We start from the raw sequence: 22,704 nt of genomic DNA, 5'->3' as shown, positions 1-22,704 counted from the left end.
TGTGCACTGTTTGTGATGCCTGAATTCAGTGACCTCTGCCAAGCAAAAATCGCCCAATTCAGCCGATAGTCTATAATTGTTAATAAGTTGCAAAGTAATGAAGCTTTCCTCAGTTGGGCAAAACCGCACCCCCCCCGCCTGCGACGATTTCACACGGTCGGGAGCTCAGACGTGCAGTTCGGGCAGCGTGTCGCCTTGACGGGAATGGCGGTGAAGCACTTGGGGCAATCTTTGGTGGTGGGCTCAGCAACGGGCTCTTCCTCTTGGCGCTTGAAACGGTTCATTTGCTTGATGACCATAAATATTGCAAAGGCTACGATGATGAAATCCAAAACATTATTGATGAATACCCCGTAATTGATGGCGACCGCATCGGCCGTTGCGGTCTTCTCCCTGAGGGTGACGGCCAGCTGCGAAAAGTCGATGTTGCCGAGAAGCAGACCGACAGGCGGCATGATAACGTCGTTCACCAGTGAGCTGACAATTTTTCCGAAGGCAGCACCGATAATAATACCCACAGCCATATCGACGACATTGCCGCGCATAGCAAATTCTTTAAATTCCTTAATCATTCCCATTTGTTTTCTCCTGATGCCTTAGCCATGAGGTGATCTGTACACTGTCCGCTTCTTTCAATTACTTCACATCCTCCTTTCCGGAATCCTTAGTGTCTTGAACGTAAGCTGTTTTCCTCCAAGCAGTCTCAAAGCATGTGCCGCGGCACCGATTGTGCCTACCGATTTCTCATCCAGTTTCGCACTGCAACCGGTGCACAAGTTGGTCTTCATGCCAAAACGTACCTGCAGCACCCATTCTGTCAGCCATCATCCGTTACCCGGACATTGCCGTGTCCATTCTGATCAGGCGGGATTCGGCAGGGTTGGATACGCAGACCTCCAGCGCTTTCCGAAAGCCGCTTTCAGCCTCAATTGGGCGATTGCGGCGCTCGTCACAATGGCGGACCAAACTCAATCGCAGACAAGTACCCAGACAAAAAAATCCGCATATTAAAAAAGGCGTGCGAACAGCACCACGCCAATGGTGAAAGCAACCAACCCCCACAGACGCGTCGCCGTTTCTTCCGCACTGTCAAACCACCATACCAACAGTGAATTGATTTGAGCCGGTCGAGCCAACGCCAGGTACGCGCCCTTGGTCAACGCAATGACCCCAATAATCAGGGCCAGCCAGAAGACTTCCGTTACCATGAAGGCCCCAGCCACGAACAACAGACCCACAACCGTGGGCACGATGGCCCACAGCCTCAAGTTCATTGCAAAAACAAGCCCTTTCAGGAAACTTCGCATCTGCTGAGTGTAAAGAACAATGGCCGCACCCAAAGCAACCCAGACAACTGAAAAAACCAAAAAGAATCCCCGCATCTGACTACCCCCTGCTGTAGATGAACCTGATACGCTGCAAAGCAGACCCTGTAACGGTTCCTCTGGTTCGCCGGCTGCTGTGTTCCGGCCGGAATGCCAGTCGGTATGAATCCGGCCGCTCGACGGGCCGCCGTTTCCACCTGTTGGATCGAACCCGATTGTTTCCAATAGAGACGACTTTTGCAAGATGAAATTCACTTTCTGTGCCGGCGTTTACATTCACCATTGGGCATGAACGATCCACGGATCACCCATTCTTCCCCAGTGTCAATCCAACACACCCTTGAAAAGCGATACGATTCAAATGTAAAATCTTTTCGTTCGTTGATGGAAATTTGCCTTGCACAAGCGTTCAATTTGTGTGAGAAGCCGTGAAAGATCTCTTGTAGTATCGACACCCCAGCCCATAGAAATGTTTTCGAACGACCTGGACAATTTCGCTTGCAGGAGCTGTTATGGAACATTTGACCGAGATCAGAGCCAACGCATACGTCGTCAACCTATCAACATTTGAGGAGAGTGAATTGGCTAAACGCAAGAAAAAACGTGCTCAGGCACCCAAGGCAAAGGACAAACCCAAATCTGTCGCGAAACCCGAAACAGTACCGGAAATTGCAGCGCAGGAAACACCGCAGGCCCCCGCAGCAACCGAAGCAGCACAGGAGCCCGCAGCGGTACGGGAACCAGAAGCAGTACAACAGCCTGCGGGGGTGCAGGAACCTGAGGGTTCGCCGCAGGCTGCAGCGATAACGGCTTCCGAAGCGGTACCGCAGGAAGGTGCGCCGGACATTGAGGGAACCACCGTCACCATTGGTCAGGTGCAGGTCTCCTACGATGAAGGCACGAGACTGTATGCGCTTCAGTTAAACGGGGAATTTTATGACGACAGTCCGGATTTGGACAGGATAACGCGGCTTGTAAAGCAGCTTGTGCCCGACGCGGCGGAACACCAGCTGAGCTCGCTTAAAAAACTGTAAGAAATGACGGCCGTCTTCGCAAAATGCCTGCCCCATGAGGCCTTGACAAGGTGCCGGAAAGAAGCCGGGGCCTGCCGGGGACTCCTGTCGGGCAGGCCTGCCAAGGCCAACGATTACCAATCTGCACCGTTCAAAGGTGGAACCACTCAACGGATGAATCCTGACTCCTGACTGTTTTTTGGGGTTGCCTTGATGCGGCAGGAACTCACCAGGTGATCCACAAGGCGGCCCCCGTAACGTGTTTCAACAACTTTACGGGAATCGATCCGATATAGTCACCGGCAGGCCGCTTTTTTTCACTGAGCCCCAGCCGACCGACCACCACCGCCGCAACCTGTCTCTTGTCCGCTTCTGCCAGGATTGCTGCCGCCGGTACCGAATCCTTAAGGATGATGCTCTCGATGCGTTCTTCAGGAATACGTCCCGCCAGTCTCTCTACGGCATCCTGAATAACCCGCTCGGGATCGCCGCTTTCCTTCCTGGGCACATGCACCAATACGAGGCTATGATCCTCCTCGCTATCCAGTACGAAGGCAGCATGATCGGCAGCGCGCAGACTCGCTTCTGATCCGTCGACACAGAGCAAAACGTTGTTTCGCCTGGCATCAGGATTCCTGCAAATCCAAATGGGAAAGTCTATGCGCAGTCTTATGATTTCATCCGTTACGCTGCCGGAGAAAGTCTTTTCAAAGATGGAGAAGCTGCGCCTTCCGAGCACTACCGTTTGATAGTGTCCCAGTTTGGCGTATTCAACGATGTCTTTGACGGTGCTTTGCATACGATGCATCACCTTACAGGTGATCGTCTTGGGTGAAAAACCGGCGTCTTTTAAAATCTCTGCGCTTAGAGTCAGCGCTTCTTTCCCCATTTTCGAGTAGATTTTCGACAGCCCCCGGGAGATATCCTGCAGTCTCGTGTCCTGATCTGTATCCGGGGCATCGAAGCGCGGCGCAATGTACAGAAGGTCCAAGCGTATGTTCTTCTTGTTTTTGAAAAATCCGGCAACGTATTTGACGCCGAAAAGAAACTTGGGATCATCGCCAATCGTTATCAGGAAGTGCTTTTGCATGAGCGCCTCAAAGTCCTGAAAGATCTGTGTCACGTGCAGGGAAGATTGGATCGCCCGGCGACATCATGGATGAACGGTTGAAACTTGATGCCAACAGGTAACAAACATTTTAACATCATTGGGGATCACCTCAAAGCATCATTGGCCCTTCCGTTGAGAATGACATTGCGGCACGGCCGCACTTTAGCTGCAGTCTCCAGGATGGTCCCCAGGCGCCAAATTCTTTTTTTAAAAACGCTGACTCCTCCTGCACCGGGGAAGAGGACTCGTGCCCGAGCTGTGAGCAACGGCTTTGGGGGAAGCAGGTTCCTTTGCCGTCCTTGTCGCCGGCGTTCAGCTCTTGTGCCGGCTGCGCAGCTTCAGTCTGTCCTTAAGTTTGGGAAAAAGGCTCATATCGGTATGCGGCAAAAAGAGCGCCGCCACATAGTGGTCCATGTAGGAGGGTGTCTCAGAAAGTTCGAAGTTGGTCATTTTCCTGGTCACTTCCACCACATCCTTGCGCAGGCGATTGGTCAGGGAGCTCATCCGGCATCCCATCAGCGAACCATTGCCAATGTAGGTGATCCTGTCTGCGTCGATTTCCGGCAACAGTCCGATGGTCATCGCTCTTTCCAGGTCGACGTAGCTGCCAAACCCCCCCGCCAGAACAATCTGGTCGATGTCTTCGATACGCAGGCCCACTTCTTCAAGCAACGTCTGGCAGCCGCTGAAAATGGCTCCCTTGGCACGGATGAAGTTGTCTATGTCCACTTCGCTCAAAGTAATGTCGCGATCAATTTGTGTCTCCGCCGCCCACACCAGCACATATTCGTAGACTCCGTCGGCTTCCCGGATGCGCTTGGTTTTCAGATCCCGATCGAATTTACCCCGGTTGTCGATGATTCCCATTTCAAACAGCACGGCCACCAGGGTGATAAGCCCGGAACCACAGATGCCCTTGGGCGGAACATTGCCAATGGTCATGATCATTGGTTCCAAAGAGACGGGATCGATGGAAAAATCCTCGATTCCTCCCTTGGCCGCCCGCATACCGAACTTTATGCCTCCCCCCTCGAAAGCGGGGCCGGCAGAACATGCCGCGCAGGCAAACCAGTCTTTGTTCCCGATCACAATCTCCGCATTGGTGCCAATGTCCAGATAGAGAGTGACCTCATCGGCAAGATAGAGTCCGGCACCCATGACTCCGGAAACAATGTCGCCTCCCACATAGCTGGATACCGCCGGATAAACCAGGGCGGTCACGTGATCGCTCAATTCCAGACCAAGCGTTGCCGCCTGAATGGGCGGGAACAAGGTGGAAACCGGTACGTAGGGAGCTCTGCGGATATAACGCGGATTGATCTTCAAGAACAATTGGGTCATGGTGGTATTGCCGGCCAGGGTAATACTCGATATCTCGTCAAGCACAACGTCCGTCTGTTTGACCAGCCGGCGGATGATCTTGTTGATGGTTTCAATCACCACCTGGTGGAGCTTTTCCAGCCCCCCCGACTTCTCTGCAAAGACGATGCGGCTGAGCACATCTTCTCCGTAGCTGATCTGGCCGTTGAATTCACCGTGCTGGGCCAGCACTTCGCCCGAGTTGAGGTCGATCAATTGCCCGTAGACGGTGGTGGTGCCGATATCTACAGCGATGGCAAAGTTGCGGTTGGTGGTGTCACCCGGTTCTATGTTGATGATGTGCGTCTTGCGACCTTCGTGCACCGGCCGGGCAAGGGTGGCGGTCACCTTGAAATCATTACTGCGCAATACATCGGGAATCTTTCGTATAACGGGAAGACGGACAACCAGCCGATGTTCATTGTATTTGGCTTTCAAAAAGCTTATCAGCCGGGTGACATCGGGCAGACGGTCGTTTTCGCTTGGCGGGGGCAGCTCCAGATAACGCTTTTCCACAGGCGGTATGAATAAGCCCTTCTCCTTGAGCTCTTCGAAATTCACCTGGCGGATACGGGCGGTCTTGCGGGGAGTTGCCAATCGGTTGAGGACGCTGACGTCCACTTCCGACTCAACCGGGATACGCACCTGAAGGTCGCTTCGAATAGTGCTCTGGCAGGCCAACCGGTATCCCTGCGCCAGGTCTTGAGCGCTGAGCTTCTCCGTAATACCGCCCTCGACAACCCCACTCTCGATCAAAACCCGACACTTGCCGCACACACCTCCCCCGCCACACGAAGCATTGATATGCACCCCTGCCTCCATGGCAGTACGCAGGAGGTTGTCGCCGTCGACGACCGTGACCGTCTGATTATGGGGATAAAAAACCACTTTGTATGCGCGCATGAAGGCATTCCTTCCTCGGGTTGACCGAAACAGAACAATTCACCGGGGCGCTATTGCGTGCCCCCTCAACGATCGGGTCAGGCACGCATCGCTGTACGCGCACCCGTAATGCATCTCGTATATTCTAATCATTCCGCGGCCAAGTCAATCGCTTCACACAGGATCATTCGTGTCTGAGAGCTTCGATGGGGTCGAGCCGGGCGGCTTTGCGCGCCGGGAAATAGCCGAAAACGACGCCAACCGCCGCAGAAAAGACAAAGGCGACGACCACGATCCCTGGATTGAAAACGAACGGCACTTTAAGCGCCTGGGCCCCTGCCGCCGCAGCAACCAATCCGAGCACGATACCGATGATGCCGCCGAAGCAGGAGAGCACCACGGCTTCAATTAAAAACTGCAGCAAAACTTCCTTTTCGACAGCGCCTATGGCCAGTCGGATGCCGATTTCCCGCGTTCGTTCCGTGACGGAAACCAGCATGATGTTCATGATACCGATTCCTCCCACCAGCAGGCTCACTGCAGCAACAGCGCCGAGCAGGGCCGTGAGGACCCGCGTCGTGCCGGTGAGCGTATTCATGATCTCGCGCATATCATGCAAGTGGAAGTCGTCTTCTTCGCCGTTGACTATACGCCGACGCTCACGCAGAAGTCGCTCGATGTTGTGCTTGATGCTCTCGACCGAGCCGCTTTCCTTCGTCGAAATAAAAATGGTGCTGACATCAGTGCTCCCCGCTATGCGCCGCTGGAAGGCGCGCAATGGGATCAGGACGAAATCGTCCTGATCGGCACCGAAGCTGGATTGTCCTTTGCTTTGGAATGCTCCGACCACCTGGCAGGAAATCTTCTGCAGACGAATCGATGCTCCGATTGGGTCGCGATCGCCGAACAGTTCTTTACGCACCGTGGAACCCAGGATACACACGGCCTTCCCCGTCCGCAGCTCTGCGTCAGTGAATTGGCGCCCGGATTCGAGCAGCCAGTCGCGGACCAGAAGGAACCCGTTGGTGCTGCCCACTACGCTGGTGGACCAATTCGCATTTCCGTAGATCGTTTGGATACGCTGCGAAGCATTGGGCGCCACAGCCTCCAGGCCGGAGATTTCCCGGGCAATGGCTTCCGCGTCTTCCACCTTGAACATGTCGGCCTGGGCCCGCGTACCACCGGGGCCTCGACCTCCCTGGCCGGTGTGGACCTGCAGCAGATTGGTGCCCAGGCTGGAAATTTCCGTGGCCACCTGGGCCGTGGCACCGCCGCCCAACGTCACCATGGTGATCACAGCGGCAACCCCGATAACGATGCCAAGGATGGTCAAAGAAGAACGCAATACATTGCGGCGGATCTCCCGTTGAGCCAAGAGAATGGTTTCCCATACCATCAGAGGGTGTCCTCTCTCGAGCTGCGGTTGCCGATCAGCCCATCCTTGAAATAGACCTGGCGCTTGGCATAGCTTGCCATACCGGGTTCATGCGTGACCATGACAATGGTGATGCCCCTGTCTCGATTAAAAGCCGTCAGCAGTTCCATGATCTCGCGACTGCGAGCGGAATCGAGGTTTCCCGTCGGTTCATCGGCGAGCAGCACCCTGGGATTCGTGACGATCGCCCGGGCAATGGCCACCCGCTGCTGCTGACCACCGGAGAGCTCTCCAGGGGTATGTGCTTCCCAGCCCCTGAGCCCGACAGCATACAAGGCTTCCAGAGCCATGGCGCGCCTTTTATCAACAGGGGTGCCGCGATAAATCAGAGGAAGCTCGATGTTTTCGAGAGCCGACGTCCGATTGAGGAGATTATAGCCCTGGAATACGAAGCCCAAATAATGGCGGCGCAGCATGGCGCGCTGATTGCGGTTCAATTTGCCCACAGCGATCCCCTGGAACAGATAATCCCCGGAGGTGGGCGTATCCAGACAACCCAGAATGTTCATGCAAGTCGACTTTCCCGATCCGCTCGGTCCCATGACAGCGACAAATTCCCCTTGCGCGATGGTCAGATCGATGCCGCGCAGGGCACGCATGGCTGCCCGCCCCATTCCGTATACTTTGGTAACCGCGCGCAATTCGATGAGCGGCCCATTTTCGCTTTTTTCGCCAACAGTCGGCTTCATCGACCTGAACTTTCGACTTCAACCACCAACTCCATTCCAGGCTCAACCTCTCCGGCCGCAACCTCCGTCATAATTCCGTCCGTTGCACCGGTGGTGATCGGTATGGCCGTGAGTTGTCCTTTGGCAATCGTCCAGACCTGTTGCCGGTTACCGGCACGATGGGCATCCGCCTTCGCCTTGGGAGGGGAAGGACGCCGGCGTGGTATGAGCACGCTCATAACGCCGCGACCGCTCGCGCCATCCCGTTCCTGTGATTCCGGAGGGGCAAACCGCAGCGCTGCATTCGGAACCAGCACAGCGTCGTTCACATTCCTGACCCTGATGTCCGCAGTGGCGGTCATCCCCGGTCGCAGCGCCAGATCAGAGTTGTCCACCTCCAACACGGTCTCATAGGTGACCACTCCCTCCACGGTCTTGGAACCATAGCGCACCTGCTTGATTTTTGCTGGAAAACTGCGATTGGCAAAAGCATCGACAGTAAAGGTGGCCTGCTGGCCCTGCCTGACCTGCCCCACATCAGCTTCATCCACATCCACATGCAACTCCATCTTGGTCAAATCTTCCGCCAGAGTAAACAGCACTGGCGCCTGAAGAGAAGCCGCCACGGTCTGGCCCGGCTCGACTGCCCGGGTGAGGACAACTCCATTGATGGGCGATCGAATACTGGCTTTGGAGAGATCGGTCTGATTGAGCTCGAGAGAAGCCTGAGCCTGAGAGACCGCAGCCCTGGCTCCGGCCTCTTCGGCTTTGGCGCGGTCCAGTTCCGCCTGCGCAGCGTCCAGGTCGTGTTGCGATACCGCCTTGTTGTTGCTCATCTTGCGCACTTCCTGCAAACGCTTCAACTGGTTGCGCGCTTCCTTGATGGTTGCCTGTGCCTGCAAAACTTTGGCGCGGGCCGATGCCAGCGAAGCTTTGGACTCGAGAACCTGCACTTCGAGCTTGGACGTATCAAGCTTTGCCAAGACCTGATTGACTCCCACCCGATCGTTGTAGTCCACTTCCACAAACTTGATGATGCCCGAAAGTTCGCTGCCCACATCCACTTGATTGGTTGGCTGCAGCGTGCCGGTGGCGGTCACCAGCACCGTAAGATCGCCGCGCCGCACCGGCTGTGTTTTGTACTGCAATTGATCGGCGCTGTTGCTGCCGCCCCATTTAACCGCAATGAACGCTGTTGCAAGCCCAGCCATGCCCCAAATCATCCAACACCGCACGCGCCTGGTGCGTCTGTTGGAACCATCAAGACCCAGATTTTCGGCTATGGGGTGTTCGTGTTCCGTTTGTTTATGGGCCATAGTGACACATCCTGGTTTTTTCCAATCTACTGCGTTGCGGCCCGGGCCAGTGAAGTCCATCCGCCCCCAAGGGCTTTGTAGAGACGAATCAAGTTGGAAGTAACCGTACCTTGGCTCTCGGCCAGTTGATCCTGAAATGTCAGCAGGGAACGCTGCGCATCCAGCACATTGTTAAAGTCGATCAAGCCCGCCTCAAATTGAGTTTCAGCTAACTGAACCGCTATTTTTGCCGCCTGCGCCGACTCGGCCAGGGCCTGTCGCCGATTCTGCTCCTGCACGTAGGCAACCAGTGCATTTTCCACCTCTTCCAGGGCACTGAGTACCGTGCCCTCGTATTCGCCCAAGGCCTGCTCCTGCAAAGCGGATTGCGCTTCAATATTGCTGCGAATTGCACCGGCATTGAAGATCGGCCAGGAAATTGAGGGTCCAAAGCTGTACGTTCGGCTGCCCGGCACAAACAAATCACTCACGGTCAGCGATTCAACTCCGATAGACCCGAGCAAGGTGAGCTTGGGATAAAGTTCGGCGACAGCCACGCCCACCCGAGCCGTCTGCGCGGCCAATTGACGTTCCGCTCGACGCACGTCGGGTCTGTGACGCAGCGTGTCCGCCGGTACCCCGACCGTAACTTCCATCCGCGCAGCGGGTATCGGCCGCGGCTCCTCAAGTATTTTGTGCAGAGCGCCCGGATGCCGACCCAGCAGCACGGCAATGCGGTTCATGGCCCCTTCCAGGCCGGTTCGCAAAGTGGGGATCTGCGAACGGGTCGATTCCAGATTGTACTTCGCCTGCTGCACCGCCAAATCCGTCGTAAGGCCGGCCTGGCTGCGCCAGGACGTCAATTGGTAAGTCTCCTGCTGTGCTCGCAGGTTCTGTTCCGCAACTGCCAGGCGGACCTGAAAAGTGCGCGCTTCCACGTAGTTGAGAGCAACTTCCGCAAGAAGCGTCACCAGAACATCGTGCAAATCCTCGCTAATCGCCTGCAGATCTGCTGTGGCGGCTTCAACGGAACGTCGTGTGCCGCCAAAAATATCCAATTCCCAGACAGCATCGAAGCCCACCGCAGAAAGGTCGGTTTCCGTGCCACTCCCGCTGTTTTCGCTGCTGCGGCTCTTTCTGAAGGACCCCACCGCATCCATTGTCGGAAACCAGTTGGCCTGGTTGATCCTTCGATTGGCGCGCGCTTGCCGAACCCTGGCCCGCGCTACCTTGAGGTCGAGATTACCGACCACCGCCTGGCTGATCAGACTGGAAAGGACAGGGTCATTGAGAACCGACCACCAATGTCCCAAAGTTTCGGGATCGACCGGTTTTGCCCTGAGGCCGCCCTCCAGTTCGGCATGCCATGCTTCGGGTGCTGAGAGGTTCGGCGACGCATAATCAGGTCCCACCGTCGCGCAACCGAGATTCATAAGCATTATGGACAGCACCGGTAGTAACGCCCAATGCGCAATCTTTTTCGATTTCCATTGAGAACTCATCACCTGCATCTTTTCCAGCCGTTGGTAACAAGGCACCATTCAAATCTTCAGCCGGCATATGCGGTTTCCGACCGGCAGCGAGCCCCGGTGTCATCCGTTAGCCGATCCCTTTCTGCGGCATTTGAGCAAGTATAAGTCAGCCGCCGGCACGAACCAACTGCGCTGTCGTGTATTCAGTCATGACCCAGCCGAACCGCCCATCGGGCAATTGCACGTAGAGCCAGCCCGGTATCTCGTCCTGGACGAACAACTCATCACCCTGATTGACCTGCCTCACGACCGGGTGATCCACTCCAGGCCCCGAGCGAACATTCAGCACCGGTATATTGACCCATACCCGCTCGCCGCCCATATAGGCCGGCGGAGCCTGCACGGGAGGCTCGATCACCTGATAACCGGCCGGCACTCTGCGATAGTAGACGTTTCCCCAATGGTAATAGCTGACGCCGCCAACCACCCAGTGACGATAACCCATGGGAAGACTGACCACGACAGCGCCTCTGGGAGGTCGGACCACCACATACCCGTGCGGCCCTCTCTTGTAAAAAGCCCCTCCGTGATAGAAATACTTTTTCTTGCCGACCCATGCTGGACGATGCCCTGGCGGCAGATGTCTGACAACCTTGCCGTGGCGGGGGCCTTGGTAAACAACGCCTCCCTTTTTATGTTTGCGTGATGCCTGAGCATCATTTGCGGTCGTCATGAAAGCAATCAAAATCACGGGAAGCACAGCCAGGGCTACAAGTAGACGTCTGGAAAAAGTAATCTTCCTCATTACGGCCTCCTTTTCAACCCAGACCCAGCTTGGTTCTTGACCAACCTGGAAGTCCCGGTCAGGTTTCAGTACATTGCCCCATAAATGCTGAACGTGTACACAAGGAAAGCGGCTGCAATGACAGCAAGCCGCAGCACTGTGTCAATAAGGCTTTTCACCAACTCTCCCATCACATCCCTCCATCGCCCGGTGGCCGCCTTCAAAGCGCCTTCAGCTGGGCAAAACAAAGCTGATTGGCGACTTTGAATTCTTGAATAACAATTGATTGTGGAGAGAATATGAAGAAACTATGTTGAGAAAATGATGTTACAGTGCAAATTGTGAACAAGATGTGGAGAATCCATGGGAAGATTGTGAACGGTGGCAAAATCCCCTGCCAATGGGATAAAAATATGTTGATTGTTGAGCGTTCTGTAAAAGTCTTCTCATATCATTCTGGGGGATGATGGAAACCAGGTTCTGCGGAGTTTTCCGGATCGCTGCCGCCGGGGCGGTATTTCACCGGGATGACGGTTTTGCTCGGGCTTACAAGAGACGCTTTCAGTCCCTGAGTGTTGCCGGACTCGGGCTCATATCGCAATGCCGGCATGCTTTTATGCGCGGACCAACTTGAATCAGGGAGTTTCCAGGTGAGAGTAAAGCTCTCCTATAAAATCTTCGCCGCTCTGCTGCTCACATCGTTTGCCATCGCCGCCTTGACGATAGGCGCCCTGCACTTTCTGGGACGGCGCATCTTCGTCAACTATGTGAAGAAAATGCAGATGGAAAAACTTGCTGAGTTGACCGATCTGCTCATCTCCGAATATGAGACCACCGGGGGGTGGAATCAGTTGGCGGCTGATTCCGACCGCTGGCGCAAAATGATCCGGTCAGCCGGACGTAGGAGTCGTGAGCTTGAACAGGCGCGCTCCGTTCCTGGTGCCGGTTCTGAACAGGAAGGCGACAGCCCGGGGTCCTCCAGCAGACCGGTGAGACATCCATTTGATCTTAGAAGTCAGGTATTCCTGCTGGATGCAAACAAACGTCTGGTTGCAGGCCGCGCAAAAGAGTACGAAGCGTCTTCACTGCGGGAAATTGTTGTGAACGGTAAATTGATCGGCTGGCTGGGCGTCAGCAAGCGAGAGCCCAGTTTGACTCCTCTGGAAGCCGCTTTCCTGCGGGAACAAAACAAATTGTTCTACCTGATAGGAGGCGGTATTTTTCTATTGACCGCCGCCGTTTCGTTTTTCCTTTCCCGGCATCTGCTATCGCCCATCAGGAAATTGGCCGAGGGGACGCAAGCGCTTGCTTCACGCGAGTTCAACACGCGCATAGAGGTCCGATCTGGGGATGAGCTGGGTCAGCTGGCTTTGGATTTCAATACCATGGCTCAAACTCTCGAACACTACGAAGAGATGAGAAAACAGTGGATATCCGACATCTCTCACGAACTCAGAACACCCTTATCGATTCTTCGCGGAGAAATCGAAGCGATGCAGGATGGAGTTCGTGAGGTCAATCGTCAGGCACTCGATTCCCTCTATGCGGAAGTGCTCCATCTGAACAACATTGTGAACGATCTCCATGAGTTATCCATGGCTGACGTAGGAGCCTTGCGCCTGGACCCGCAACCTGTCGACCCAATTCAGGTGCTGGAAGAGACTCTGGAACTGTATCGCAACCGGTTTGAAGCAGCCGCAATAGACCTTCAGGTCCCGCCGCGATCAGCCGCTAAAGTTGCTGTGCTGGGCGACGCCGGCCGGCTTGGTCAGCTCTATGGCAATATATTGGAAAATGTTCTGCGTTATGCCGATGCACCCGGAGCCTTGAAGATCTGGCAGAACTTCACCTCTCAACAGGAACTTTCGCTCTTCTTCGAGGATTCGGGACCGGGAGTGCCGGAGCAGTCGGTGAACCGTTTGTTTGATCGGCTGTACCGTGTGGACTCGGCAAGAACGCGCAATAAAGGCGGCAGCGGCCTGGGCCTGGCCATCTGCAAAGCAATTGTCGAGAGCCACGGGGGAACGATTGCCGCTGCAAACGGCACCACGGGCGGTCTTAGAATAGAGGTCCGACTGCCTCTGGCCAAATCGGCTTCCATGCGGCAAACCGCTCCCTGCTGAAGAACAGGGCATATCACTCCCCCTCACCTGACCTCTTTGCCACGAGGGGAGAGAAACTATGGAGCTTCAGCAGGGTAACTCACTATGCGGGATCAGCAAAGTCGCAATGTGTTGATTTGAGAATCCGGGGGATCTTATGGTTGATCAAACCATACTGGTGGTCGAAGACGAACAGAAGATTTCAGCCCTTCTGAGAGACTATCTGCAAGGGGCGGGCTACAAGACTTCACACCTGGAACGTGGAGATGAGGTGCCGGGCTATGTGCGCAGGAACCATCCTGATTTGATTCTGTTGGATGTAATGCTGCCCGGGATGGATGGTATGGAGGTGTGCCGGGAAGTGCGCAAGTTTTCCAATGTGTCCATCATCATGATCACGGCGCGGGTGGAAGAGATCGATCGGCTCATCGGTCTGGAATTGGGAGCCGACGATTATATCTGCAAGCCCTTCAGCCCACGTGAGGTGGTGGCACGGGTCAAAGCAGTGCTGCGCAGGGTTCGTGCCGAACCCGCAGAGGACTATATCCGCATCGGCCCCATCTCCCTCAATATGGAAACGCGACAGGTAACCGTTGACGGTCAAGCACTGGAATTGACGCCCAGTGAGTTCGGGTTACTGAAGGTTCTTATGGGCCATCCGAACCGGGTCTTTTCGCGCAACGAACTGCTGAACCAGGTGCAAGGCTATGACTTTGAAGGGTATGATCGGACCATCGACACCCATGTAAAGAATCTTCGCAAAAAGATTAATGAAAAACTTCCCAACCAGGAATTCATCGTTACGGTCTATGGCGTAGGCTACAAATTGGCCGTACCGGATGTTTGAACCCGGATATCCTCGATCAACCGCTCCTTGTGCTGCCACACCTGATTGACCCAGGTCTGGAAGCGCACGCGGAAATCCGCATCGGTCAGGTAATCTTTAATTAAAGCCTCCTGGGGGATTGCCAGGCGATCCACGCGAACTTCAATGCGGGGCAGCCGGCCGCTCAGCATATGCCAGAAACTGAAATTGCGCACCGGATAGACAATGGTAACATCCAAAATTTCTTTGAAGCGTTCTCCCATTGCCGAAAGGACAAAGGCGATACCGCCCGCCTTGGGTAGCAGCAGATGACGAAACGGTGAATTTTGCTGCACCCGTTTTGTCTGCGAGAAGCGGGTGCCCTCAAGGAAATTGAGGATCGTTACCGGCGTGTGCTTGAACTTCTCGCAGGCACGACGGGTCGTTTCCAGGTCTTTGCCCTGCTTTTCCGGATGCTTTTTAAGGTACGCTTTCGAATAGCGCTTCATGAAAGGATAATCCATTCCCCACCAGATAAAGCCGAGCAGAGGAAAATACAGGAGCTGCTGTTTGATGAAAAACTTGGGAAAGGGAATTCTGCGATTGAACAGCGTCTGCAGGACAATGATATCGGCCCAGGAACGGTGGTTGGCAATAATGAGATACCAGCCGTCCCGTTTCAAATTCTCGTGCAGACCTTGGACACGCCATTCAATCTTTTGCGTCAGATGAAAAATCAACGTATTGCCATCAACCCAGGTTTGCACCAGCGATTCAATTAATCCATAACTGAAGTGCTTGAATTTTGCGCCGGGCAGGGCAACCTTGAAAGGTACGATGGCCATCACCAGGATTGCGAAAAACAGAGTATTCACGGTGAGCAAGACAAAAGTGAGTGTGCCCAAAACGGGCGGTGGCAGCAGGTGCAACATGTTCGTTCTGTCCAATCTGGAAGATGTGGGAAGGATAAATCCCCTGGGTATCCTGTCGCTTCAGTATCCTCTAATTGGTGGTTTGTGTCTCAGGCCGGCGCATTTCCCAGCCCCCTGCCCATCATAACCCAAAGCTTGCCGAATTACAGACTTTCAATTATTGTTCACCGCGATTCAAAAACCAAATCTATCACACCAACGACACTGTATGCTATCGAGGAGTTGCATCGGCCATGATGGTCAACAACATCTATTCCGGAACGACTGGAGGCCGTTCAGAAGACGAAACGTTGGAACTGCTGGCCGGTTCGGAAAATGTTAAAATCAAAAAAATTATTTCCGAAGGGCATGCCAGCCCGAAAGGGTTCTGGTACGATCAAGACGTGGATGAGTGGGTTGTTTTGCTCACGGGGAGCGCCGGGTTGGCATTTGCAGGAAGCCATGACGTCGTTGCTTTGAAACCGGGCGACTGGATCAATATCCCGGCTCATGTCAGGCACCGGGTGGAATGGACGGATGCTGCTGAGAAGACCATCTGGCTTGCAGTCTATTACCGTTGACTGGTTGCCGTTCATCGCCGAAGGCTATCGAAAAATTGCGTTGAAGAGTTTATTCAGCCTGTTCTTGTTCGTGCTCCATGCAGCATCCGCTCCCCTGAGTACTGCCGAAACCGTCCTGCAAGACAAGCACTTGATCGTGATTTTCGAGAGGGGAACCAGTCCGGCCGCAGACCACTTTCTGAAACAATTCCCTCACATAAAGATCGAGCTGGAGCAATCCCTTGGACTGCAACTGCGGTCCCGTCCCATTTTGAAACTGGTAGAAAGTCCTGAAGACTTCGCAGCCATGAGCGGCAGTCCGCACTTCATCGCGTTTACCGTTCCCGCCAGCAATCTCATCGCCATGCGCGTCTCACCTGCGGATTTTACAAAACCCTGGCAACTCAATGACATGCTTAAACACGAGCTGTGCCACCTCATGCTCCATGAGAATATAGAAGACTCCAGATTACCCAGGTGGCTGGACGAAGGGGTGTGTCAGTGGGTGAGCGGGACCGTCGGAGAATTCCTTGCACTGGGAGATGTTGCGCCGGTTGATTTCAGCCGTGGTGAAATGCCTCTGGCACGTCTCAGCAAGAGGTTCCCCGCAGAAAAACGGCAACTTGCATCGGCATACCGGCAGAGCAGGGATTTCGTGCAGTATGTGAGCGCCCATTATGGCAGGGAGAGTGTCAAGCAGATACTGCAGAGCCTGAAGAATGGAGAAGACATGGACAGCGCGCTGATGTACAACCTCAACAGCACCCTGGCAACCCTCGAATCCGAGTGGCGCAGCAGTCGCAATGGCATGCGCCTATTGTTCATATGGCTCGGTCACTATCTCTACGAAATTATTTTCTTTATTGCAGCATTGCTGGCAGTCGTTTCTTTCATCCGGCGCAAGGCCTTCATCGGCAGGAGAGACGAGGAGCAGGAAGAGGATGAAAACGAGGTCGAGCTGTCCTGATTCAAACCGAAGCCGATGGCTGCGATCTGATAGTTGGACAGACCTGAGCCCGTGTGTGGAGTGCAGGGTGTCAACCCGAGCAATTCCAATGTGTCGGGTTCTATCAGGTGTAAAACGGGAACCGACTTGCCCGGGAATCGGCACCCGGAACTTGTGCTCTCGGGTCGCGTGTCAGCAATGGCCTGGTTGAGAACCATTTGACTGACCCTCGCAACCCTGCTAAATACAAGCCATTATGAAAATTTGGGAGCGTCTTCAAGCCGACGAGATATATCTGGATATGGACTTGCGCGACAAGGACTCTGTGATGCGCTTTATCGCAGAGGCTTTTGCGCGCGCCGGCATCGTAGAGGACGCTGTCAAGCTGTATGACGGCCTGCAATCGCGCGAAGCAGTGCTCAGCACGGGCATAGGCAATGGCATCGGCATTCCCCACACCACCAGCGATGAAGCTGACAGGGGAGCGATGCTGTTGATACGTTTGGCAACCCCCATTGAATTTGATTCTTTGGATGCTTTGCCGGTGGATATCGTTTTGGCGTTGGTGGTTCCAGCTCAAGAGACGGTGCTCCACCTGCAAATTCTTGCCGGAATCGCCAGACTTTGCCGAAATCCCCGCTTTCTTCAGCTGATCAGAGGAGCAGCCGATTCCCAGGATCTTTTGAACCGCATCAGGGAGTTGGAAGAAGAAATGGCCTTCCATTGAGAATGGGCCTGCCCTGCCGTCTGGTTGCACTATCATCCATCCTTGCACTGGCCCATCCCCTCCACAATTTGCTCGGTCACTTCCTCCACGGAGGCGTTGTCAGTCGCAAAGCTTACATCGGCAGACTCTTCATAAAGGGGCAAGCGTTCGCGAAGCAGGTGATCGATTTCATCCTCAAGGGGGAGGTCGGTGAGAGGAGGTCGATTGACATGGGTGGTGCGGCGATCGTCAAGCAATCTGGAACGGATGGTTTCGGGAGTGGCTTTCAACCAGATGACATAAAAATATTTTTTCAACAGCGTCCGGTTGCCTTCAGACCCGATCACGCCGCCTCCGGTGGCAATGACCAATTGCCTGCAGCCGGCAAGCTCCTTGAGAAGCTCGGATTCAGCGTATCTAAAAGACTCCCAGCCATGCCCCCGCACCCAATTGTGGATACTCTGGCCGAACGCTTTTGTCAGCTCACTGTCCATATCCACAAACTGGCGTTGCAGCACTTGTGCCAGCCTCTCACCAATGCTACTTTTGCCAGTAGCGCGAAAACCGATCAGGGCAATATTGGATTTTTCCATGTGCTGGATTGTACTCTTGCGGGTTAACCGCTATGATGTGGACAATGCCGTTCAACCAACGAGGCTGTCAAAAAATATGCGCAAAAAAAACCCTCGGCTCGTCTTGGACAAGCTGCCTTTTCTACCGCAATCCGCAGCCATGATGATCCGACTGCTGCATCACACCTGTCACTTTACAACATTTGGACAGGAATATGAAGAAGCCGCTTTAAGCGCCGGGAAATCCATAATCTACACTGCCTGGCACTTCGCCTTTCCCGGTGTCGTTTATTATTTTCGTGATCGCAACGGGCTGCTCATGGTCAGTCCCAGCCGCGACGGCGATTGGGCCTCACGCGTTCTCAAGCACCTTGGATATCAGTCCGTGCGCGGCTCTTCGGGAAAGGGGGGCAGTTTGGTGCTGCGACAGATAATAGCGCACCTGCGATCAGGTGAGCCGGGGGGGTTCATTGCCGACGGATCGAGGGGACCGGCTCGAATTGCCCAAAAGGGCATTCTAGTGTTGGCCCGACATGCCAAAGCCCCCCTTGTGCCTGTCAGCATGGCGGCCAATCCCTGCTGGCGCTTTCGCAGCTGGGACCGCACCATGTTGGCGAAACCTTTTGCGCGAGTCGCCTTTATATACGGTCCCCCCATATGGATCACCGGAGAAATGTCCGCGACAGACCTCGAGGTGATGAGGCGCGAGTTACAAACAACGCTCAACCGTTTGACCCTGAGGGCGACAGAGATTGTGGGCCTGACCCCGGATTAGAATGTTGCAAAATGTTGGCGGCTTTGTTATTTGGCTGTTGCACGCCGAACTTGAATGGTTAGAATGTTTGCGTGCAGTCGATTGTTGTCGTTTGGTAATAAAGACGGGAATTTGGAGTAGGGCAAATGGTCGCTGGTCCGCGCGCAGGATCGGAGGAAAGTCCGGGCTCCACAGGGCAGGGTGCTGGATAACATCCAGTCTCGGCGACGAGCAGGAAAGCGCAACAGAAAGCAGACCGCCCCGTGCTTCGCGGGGTAAGGGTGAAACGGTGAGGTAAGAGCTCACCAGTCTCGGTGGTGACACCGGGAGCTGGGCAAGCCCCACCCGGAGCAAGACCAAATAGGAGAGCGTTTGAGGGCGGCCCGTCCGAGCTCTCGGGTAGGTTGCTTGAGCCCTTCGGTAACGGTGGGCCTAGAGGAATGACCATTGCCTTTTCTGTTGTATAGCAGAAAAGGAACAGAACCCGGCTTATGACCTGCTCCAAATTCCCTTTCCAATGAATCGGCTTCATTTACAAGAAGAGCGGCACGGATTCGGTGAAAAAATCTTGCGAGAAAACCATTGCCATTGTTCCTGCAGCGGGACGCGGCGTTCGGATGGGAAGCAAACAGCCCAAGCAGTTCTTAATGCTGGCAGGAAAGCCCATTTTGGTGCACACCATCGAACGGTTGTCGCAAGCCCCCTTCATCTCCGAAATGCTCCTGGTTGCGCCTCCCGATTTGGTCGGCGCGAGTGAAAAGATGGTGCACAAGTATTGCTCCGGCTGTAGCCTCTCGATCCACGTGATCGCCGGCGGCAAAGAGCGCCAGGACAGTGTTTTTAATGCCCTGCAACAACTGCCCACGGAGTGCTCCTGGGTGTTGATACACGATGCGGTACGCCCGTTTGCCTCGGTCAAATTGCTCAAGGAGACTTGGCAAAGGGCCCGTAAGAACGGCGCCGCCATAGCCGCCGTCACGGCCACGGACACCATCAAGCGTGTACATAATGGACAGGTGCGGGAAACGCTGGCAAGGGACCAGATCATCCTTGTTCAAACCCCTCAGGTTTTCCATCGAGACTTGATTCAGGATGCCTATCGGCAAGCTCAACAGCGCGGGTGGACCGGCACCGATGACGCCTCTCTGCTGGAACGTCTGAATAGACCCATCGATGTGGTCGCAGGCGAATTCTTCAACATTAAGGTGACAAGACCTTCGGATCTTTTTTGGGCGGAATGGTTTCTTGCCAAACGATAAGAATTTTAATGATATGGCTGCGGATGACACTGTTGTTTTTCAGGAGTAATGGGTGCGGGTGGGATTTGGTTACGACGTGCACGCATTTGCCGAAGGGCGTTCACTGATTTTGGGTGGAGTGGAGATCGGGCATGATCGCGGTCTGCTTGGACATTCGGACGCAGACGTATTGCTCCACGCCATGTGTGATGCTCTTTTGGGAGCCGCCGCCATGGGTGATATCGGGCAGCACTTTCCCGACAATAACCCTGAATATCGGGGCATCTCGAGCATCATTCTGCTGGAAAAAACAGTCGAGTTGCTGGCAGAACAAGGTTTTACCGTTGTCAACATCGACACTACCCTGGTAGTGCAAAAGCCGCGCATTGCCGGATACATACCTAAAATGATTAAAAAGATATCGAGCACCTTGAAGATTCCCGCAAACTGCATCAGTATCAAAGCGACGACCACTGAAAAACTGGGGTTCGCCGGCCGCCAAGAGGGCATCGCCGCCTATGCCGTTGCGCTCATAAACAAAACAGGGTAAGGCTCTCGCCGGCACTATGTTTTAACTCTTCATATGTTTGACCAGGAGGCCGTCCGAAAACGTGTTCAGCCCGTCATTCGGCCGGAAGTAGAAGACCGGAAGGGCGGGGGAATGCGGGATGCCCGGCACTTTGGCAAGGTTTCTCCGGCATGAGGAACGGGGACAACGAGTCAATCTTCGAACAGCCTCGGTTGGGACGAGGACCAACATTCATGAGTTTACAGGTCTTTAACACGCTCAGCAAAACCAAGGAGTCGTTCACCCCGTTGGAACCGGGTAAAGTGAAATTGTATGTCTGCGGGGTGACGGTTTACGATTACTGCCATATCGGCCACGCGCGTTCGGTCATCGTCTTTGACGTCATTTATCGCTACCTGAAACACCTGGGCTACGAAACAACCTATGTGCGCAACTTCACCGATATTGACGACAAGATCATCCGTCGGGCAAACGAAGAGAATACCGACTACCGTGCCGTTGCGGACAAGTATATCCATGCCTTTCGCGACGATATGGAAGCGCTGGACGTGTTGCCGCCAACCATGGAACCCCTGGCCACAGAAAATATCCATGAAATGATTGAGCTCATCAGAATATTGATGGAAAAGGGGATTGCCTACCAACCCGCACCGGGGGCGGATGTCTATTTTGCGGTAGAACGGTTTGCCGATTATGGCAAGCTCTCGGGGCGAATGCTTGACGATATGGTCGCGGGCGCGCGCGTGGAGGTGGATGCAAACAAACACAACCCGCTGGATTTCGTTTTGTGGAAGGCAAGCAAACCCGGAGAGCCCGCTTGGGAGAGCCCATGGGGGCCGGGACGACCAGGCTGGCATATCGAATGTTCAGCCATGTGCAATCGCTATTTGGGAACAACTTTGGATATTCATGGAGGCGGCAAGGACCTGGTCTTTCCACATCATGAAAATGAGAAAGCGCAGAGTGAAGCTGCCTTTGAAACGCCATTTGTGCGTTATTGGCTGCACAATGGCTTTGTCAACATCAATAATGAAAAAATGTCCAAATCGCTGGGAAATTTTTTCACCATCAAGGACGTGCTGCGGCAGATCCATCCAGAAGCATTGCGTCTGTTTGTTTTGAGCAAACACTACCGGAGTCCGGTGGACTTTACTGATGAAACCATTGCCGAAGCCGAGCGCGGCTTGGAAAAATTGTACACCACTCTGGCAGCAGTGATGGAAAGAGCGCCGGAACCGCAGGGTGATTTCCCGGAGAAAGCCCTCCAGGGGCAGGACAAAGAGCTGTACGAGGCGGTTGAATCGCTGCCACAAGCATTCCATGAAGCAATGGACAACGACTTCAATACTGCTCAGGCCATAGGCCATATGTTCGCTCTACAGCGCCACCTGCAAAGATTCCTGGACCGCTTCGGCCGGAAAAAACTGAAGGGTGCCGCCGCCCGCCTGGCCTTAAAGGGAAGTTCTTCACTGCAGCAGCATGCAGCGGTTGTCGGGCTCCTGGGCCGGGACCCTCAGGTGTTTCTTGCCGAACACAGGACCTTGAAGCTGAAATCCACCGGATTGACCGCGCAGGACATCGAACAATCCATTGAACGCCGCAAGCAAGCGCGAGAAGAAAAAAATTTCGCCGAAGCCGATCGGATACGGGATGAACTGGAACAAAAGGGCGTCCAACTGGAAGACAGCCCCGATGGTACCCGTTGGCGAGTCATTGTCTGATCGCCTGCCTGTCAGGCCAGCTGCGCGGGCATTCACGAGATATTGCGCCGCGGCGTCATCCGCAGAAATCTGCACCCGGTCCCGGAACGCGCACGCACTGCCGCACGGGTCAGGGTGAGGAGAGCAGCTCTCAAACCCTGCACTGTAATGCTGGTAATGCGACCAGGCGCCCTTTCCGGGTCTCTCAGGCCTTTCCGCAACAAGTGCCGGGAACGCAGCCCTGGGTGCTCGGCCTGGACCCGCAGCACCCGGTATCTCCCGCTCCGGCAATTCTGCTCTGATCTTTTGCTCCGGACGCACTGGACGTAGCAGACAAGAGTTTTTTCAATTTTTTACCCTGACAGTTGGGGCACGACAACGTCTCCCCATCAGCAAACACCAGGTGCTCCGCAACATTTCCGCAATCCAGACAGACATATTCATAAATTGGCATGTCGATTTCCATCCTCTACAGGTTCCCGTCGGTAAAACAACTGTTCCATCATGAATTGTCAGTTTAAAAGTATAATGTCAATG

Annotated in this window: 22 protein-coding genes and 1 other RNA gene; 11 read left to right on the top strand and 12 right to left on the bottom strand. The window is 54.4% G+C overall.

What is annotated here, in order from left to right; genetic code table 11:
- Positions 1-149: 149 nt before the first annotated feature.
- The gene (gene mscL / locus K1V27_RS15800; RefSeq protein WP_353740600.1) at positions 150-572 is read right to left on the bottom strand and encodes a large-conductance mechanosensitive channel protein MscL; all 423 of its coding nucleotides are present in this window, start codon (positions 570-572) and stop codon (positions 150-152) included.
- 435 nt (positions 573-1,007) lie between these two features.
- Positions 1,008-1,580, bottom strand: a complete 573-nt coding sequence (locus tag K1V27_RS15795) for a hypothetical protein (protein ID WP_258931016.1) — start codon at positions 1,578-1,580, stop codon at positions 1,008-1,010.
- 257 nt (positions 1,581-1,837) lie between these two features.
- Between K1V27_RS15795 and K1V27_RS15790 the strand changes: the two genes are divergently transcribed.
- Positions 1,838-2,359, top strand: a complete 522-nt coding sequence (locus tag K1V27_RS15790) for a hypothetical protein (RefSeq protein ID WP_258931015.1) — start codon at positions 1,838-1,840, stop codon at positions 2,357-2,359.
- Between the two features lie 205 nt (positions 2,360-2,564).
- Here K1V27_RS15790 and K1V27_RS15785 read toward each other — a convergent pair whose 3' ends face one another.
- From K1V27_RS15785 to K1V27_RS15755, 7 genes are all read right to left on the bottom strand, one after another.
- Positions 2,565-3,428: a universal stress protein gene (locus tag K1V27_RS15785; protein ID WP_258931014.1), complete on the bottom strand. Its 864-nt coding sequence runs from the start codon at positions 3,426-3,428 to the stop codon at positions 2,565-2,567.
- Positions 3,429-3,761: 333 nt separating this feature from the next.
- Complete coding sequence (locus K1V27_RS15780; protein WP_258931013.1) at positions 3,762-5,711, bottom strand: ASKHA domain-containing protein; 1,950 nt, start codon at positions 5,709-5,711, stop codon at positions 3,762-3,764.
- A gap of 163 nt (positions 5,712-5,874) precedes the next feature.
- Positions 5,875-7,086, bottom strand: a complete 1,212-nt coding sequence (locus K1V27_RS15775; RefSeq protein WP_258931012.1) for an ABC transporter permease — start codon at positions 7,084-7,086, stop codon at positions 5,875-5,877.
- Positions 7,086-7,814: an ABC transporter ATP-binding protein gene (locus K1V27_RS15770; protein ID WP_258931011.1), complete on the bottom strand. Its 729-nt coding sequence runs from the start codon at positions 7,812-7,814 to the stop codon at positions 7,086-7,088. Before K1V27_RS15770 ends, K1V27_RS15775 begins: the two co-directional genes overlap by 1 nt.
- Positions 7,811-9,109 carry an efflux RND transporter periplasmic adaptor subunit gene (locus tag K1V27_RS15765; protein WP_258931010.1) on the bottom strand — a complete coding sequence of 433 codons (1,299 nt, stop codon included), beginning with the start codon at positions 9,107-9,109 and terminating at the stop codon, positions 7,811-7,813. The genes K1V27_RS15770 and K1V27_RS15765 overlap by 4 nt, the downstream gene beginning before the upstream one ends.
- A gap of 26 nt (positions 9,110-9,135) precedes the next feature.
- Positions 9,136-10,629, bottom strand: coding sequence for an efflux transporter outer membrane subunit (locus K1V27_RS15760; protein WP_258931009.1), 1,494 nt, complete (start codon positions 10,627-10,629; stop codon positions 9,136-9,138).
- 97 nt (positions 10,630-10,726) lie between these two features.
- Complete coding sequence (locus tag K1V27_RS15755; RefSeq protein ID WP_258931008.1) at positions 10,727-11,365, bottom strand: DUF6515 family protein; 639 nt, start codon at positions 11,363-11,365, stop codon at positions 10,727-10,729.
- Between the two features lie 629 nt (positions 11,366-11,994).
- Here K1V27_RS15755 and K1V27_RS15750 point away from each other — a divergent pair.
- Together K1V27_RS15750 and K1V27_RS15745 are read left to right on the top strand one after the other, a co-directional pair.
- Positions 11,995-13,467, top strand: coding sequence for an ATP-binding protein (locus K1V27_RS15750; RefSeq protein ID WP_258931007.1), 1,473 nt, complete (start codon positions 11,995-11,997; stop codon positions 13,465-13,467).
- A gap of 136 nt (positions 13,468-13,603) precedes the next feature.
- Positions 13,604-14,293, top strand: coding sequence for a response regulator (locus tag K1V27_RS15745; protein ID WP_258931006.1), 690 nt, complete (start codon positions 13,604-13,606; stop codon positions 14,291-14,293).
- On the opposite strand, the gene yihG is transcribed toward K1V27_RS15745, so the two are convergent.
- A complete protein-coding gene (gene yihG / locus K1V27_RS15740; RefSeq protein ID WP_258931005.1) occupies positions 14,266-15,183 on the bottom strand; it encodes a 1-acylglycerol-3-phosphate O-acyltransferase, YihG family in 918 nt (305 codons plus the stop codon). The two genes, K1V27_RS15745 and yihG, sit on opposite strands and share 28 nt — an antisense overlap.
- A 233-nt stretch (positions 15,184-15,416) precedes the next feature.
- Here yihG and K1V27_RS15735 point away from each other — a divergent pair, with 233 nt between their 5' ends.
- From K1V27_RS15735 to K1V27_RS15725, 3 genes are all read left to right on the top strand, one after another.
- On the top strand, positions 15,417-15,743 hold the full coding sequence (locus K1V27_RS15735; protein WP_258931004.1) for a cupin domain-containing protein: 327 nt from the start codon (positions 15,417-15,419) through the stop codon (positions 15,741-15,743).
- Entirely contained in the window at positions 15,724-16,689 is a 966-nt protein-coding gene (locus tag K1V27_RS15730) for a peptidase MA family metallohydrolase (protein ID WP_258931003.1), read from the top strand. The genes K1V27_RS15735 and K1V27_RS15730 overlap by 20 nt, the downstream gene beginning before the upstream one ends.
- Positions 16,690-16,924: 235 nt before the next feature.
- The gene (locus tag K1V27_RS15725; RefSeq protein ID WP_258931002.1) at positions 16,925-17,395 is read left to right on the top strand and encodes a PTS sugar transporter subunit IIA; all 471 of its coding nucleotides are present in this window, start codon (positions 16,925-16,927) and stop codon (positions 17,393-17,395) included.
- Positions 17,396-17,427: 32 nt separating this feature from the next.
- Here K1V27_RS15725 and K1V27_RS15720 read toward each other — a convergent pair whose 3' ends face one another.
- Positions 17,428-17,967 carry a shikimate kinase gene (locus K1V27_RS15720; RefSeq protein WP_258931001.1) on the bottom strand — a complete coding sequence of 180 codons (540 nt, stop codon included), beginning with the start codon at positions 17,965-17,967 and terminating at the stop codon, positions 17,428-17,430.
- Positions 17,968-18,043: 76 nt separating this feature from the next.
- Here K1V27_RS15720 and K1V27_RS15715 point away from each other — a divergent pair, with 76 nt between their 5' ends.
- From K1V27_RS15715 to cysS, 5 genes are all read left to right on the top strand, one after another.
- A complete protein-coding gene (locus tag K1V27_RS15715) occupies positions 18,044-18,721 on the top strand; it encodes a lysophospholipid acyltransferase family protein (RefSeq protein ID WP_258931000.1) in 678 nt (225 codons plus the stop codon).
- A 113-nt stretch (positions 18,722-18,834) separates the two neighbouring features.
- Positions 18,835-19,207, top strand: an RNA gene (rnpB, locus tag K1V27_RS15710) — RNase P RNA component class A.
- A 50-nt stretch (positions 19,208-19,257) separates the two neighbouring features.
- Complete coding sequence (gene ispD / locus K1V27_RS15705) at positions 19,258-19,959, top strand: 2-C-methyl-D-erythritol 4-phosphate cytidylyltransferase (protein WP_258930999.1); 702 nt, start codon at positions 19,258-19,260, stop codon at positions 19,957-19,959.
- A 52-nt stretch (positions 19,960-20,011) separates the two neighbouring features.
- Positions 20,012-20,488 carry a 2-C-methyl-D-erythritol 2,4-cyclodiphosphate synthase gene (gene ispF / locus K1V27_RS15700; RefSeq protein WP_258930998.1) on the top strand — a complete coding sequence of 159 codons (477 nt, stop codon included), beginning with the start codon at positions 20,012-20,014 and terminating at the stop codon, positions 20,486-20,488.
- Between the two features lie 212 nt (positions 20,489-20,700).
- Complete coding sequence (gene cysS / locus K1V27_RS15695; RefSeq protein WP_258930997.1) at positions 20,701-22,188, top strand: cysteine--tRNA ligase; 1,488 nt, start codon at positions 20,701-20,703, stop codon at positions 22,186-22,188.
- A gap of 184 nt (positions 22,189-22,372) precedes the next feature.
- Here the strand turns inward: cysS and K1V27_RS22860 are convergent, their stop codons facing one another.
- The gene (locus K1V27_RS22860) at positions 22,373-22,621 is read right to left on the bottom strand and encodes an FmdB family zinc ribbon protein (protein ID WP_353740593.1); all 249 of its coding nucleotides are present in this window, start codon (positions 22,619-22,621) and stop codon (positions 22,373-22,375) included.
- Positions 22,622-22,704: the final 83 nt, after the last annotated feature.

Origin of the sequence: Desulfoferrobacter suflitae (genome assembly GCF_022603395.1) — a bacterium.
In the GTDB taxonomy this organism is placed as follows: domain Bacteria; phylum Desulfobacterota; class Syntrophobacteria; order Syntrophobacterales; family Syntrophobacteraceae; genus Desulfoferrobacter; species Desulfoferrobacter suflitae.
This window is presented reverse-complemented; position numbering and strand designations above follow the sequence as displayed.

Excerpts from the sequence above, each read along its gene's own strand:
- K1V27_RS15715 (WP_258931000.1), top strand. The coding sequence starts at position 18,044 with ATGCGCAAAAAAAACCCTCGGCTCGTCTTGGACAAGCTGCCTTTTCTA.
- K1V27_RS15765 (WP_258931010.1), bottom strand. The coding sequence starts at position 9,109 with ATGGCCCATAAACAAACGGAACACGAACACCCCATAGCCGAAAATCTG.
- yihG (WP_258931005.1), bottom strand. The coding sequence starts at position 15,183 with ATGTTGCACCTGCTGCCACCGCCCGTTTTGGGCACACTCACTTTTGTC.
- K1V27_RS15780 (WP_258931013.1), bottom strand. The coding sequence starts at position 5,711 with ATGCGCGCATACAAAGTGGTTTTTTATCCCCATAATCAGACGGTCACG.
- K1V27_RS15735 (WP_258931004.1), top strand. The coding sequence starts at position 15,417 with ATGATGGTCAACAACATCTATTCCGGAACGACTGGAGGCCGTTCAGAA.
- mscL (WP_353740600.1), bottom strand. The coding sequence starts at position 572 with ATGATTAAGGAATTTAAAGAATTTGCTATGCGCGGCAATGTCGTCGAT.
- K1V27_RS22860 (WP_353740593.1), bottom strand. The coding sequence starts at position 22,621 with ATGCCAATTTATGAATATGTCTGTCTGGATTGCGGAAATGTTGCGGAG.
- cysS (WP_258930997.1), top strand. The coding sequence starts at position 20,701 with ATGAGTTTACAGGTCTTTAACACGCTCAGCAAAACCAAGGAGTCGTTC.
- K1V27_RS15745 (WP_258931006.1), top strand. The coding sequence starts at position 13,604 with ATGGTTGATCAAACCATACTGGTGGTCGAAGACGAACAGAAGATTTCA.
- K1V27_RS15760 (WP_258931009.1), bottom strand. The coding sequence starts at position 10,629 with ATGGTGCCTTGTTACCAACGGCTGGAAAAGATGCAGGTGATGAGTTCT.
- K1V27_RS15790 (WP_258931015.1), top strand. The coding sequence starts at position 1,838 with ATGGAACATTTGACCGAGATCAGAGCCAACGCATACGTCGTCAACCTA.
- K1V27_RS15775 (WP_258931012.1), bottom strand. The coding sequence starts at position 7,086 with ATGGTATGGGAAACCATTCTCTTGGCTCAACGGGAGATCCGCCGCAAT.
- K1V27_RS15725 (WP_258931002.1), top strand. The coding sequence starts at position 16,925 with ATGAAAATTTGGGAGCGTCTTCAAGCCGACGAGATATATCTGGATATG.
- K1V27_RS15770 (WP_258931011.1), bottom strand. The coding sequence starts at position 7,814 with ATGAAGCCGACTGTTGGCGAAAAAAGCGAAAATGGGCCGCTCATCGAA.
- K1V27_RS15755 (WP_258931008.1), bottom strand. The coding sequence starts at position 11,365 with ATGAGGAAGATTACTTTTTCCAGACGTCTACTTGTAGCCCTGGCTGTG.
- K1V27_RS15785 (WP_258931014.1), bottom strand. The coding sequence starts at position 3,428 with ATGCAAAAGCACTTCCTGATAACGATTGGCGATGATCCCAAGTTTCTT.
- K1V27_RS15720 (WP_258931001.1), bottom strand. The coding sequence starts at position 17,967 with ATGGAAAAATCCAATATTGCCCTGATCGGTTTTCGCGCTACTGGCAAA.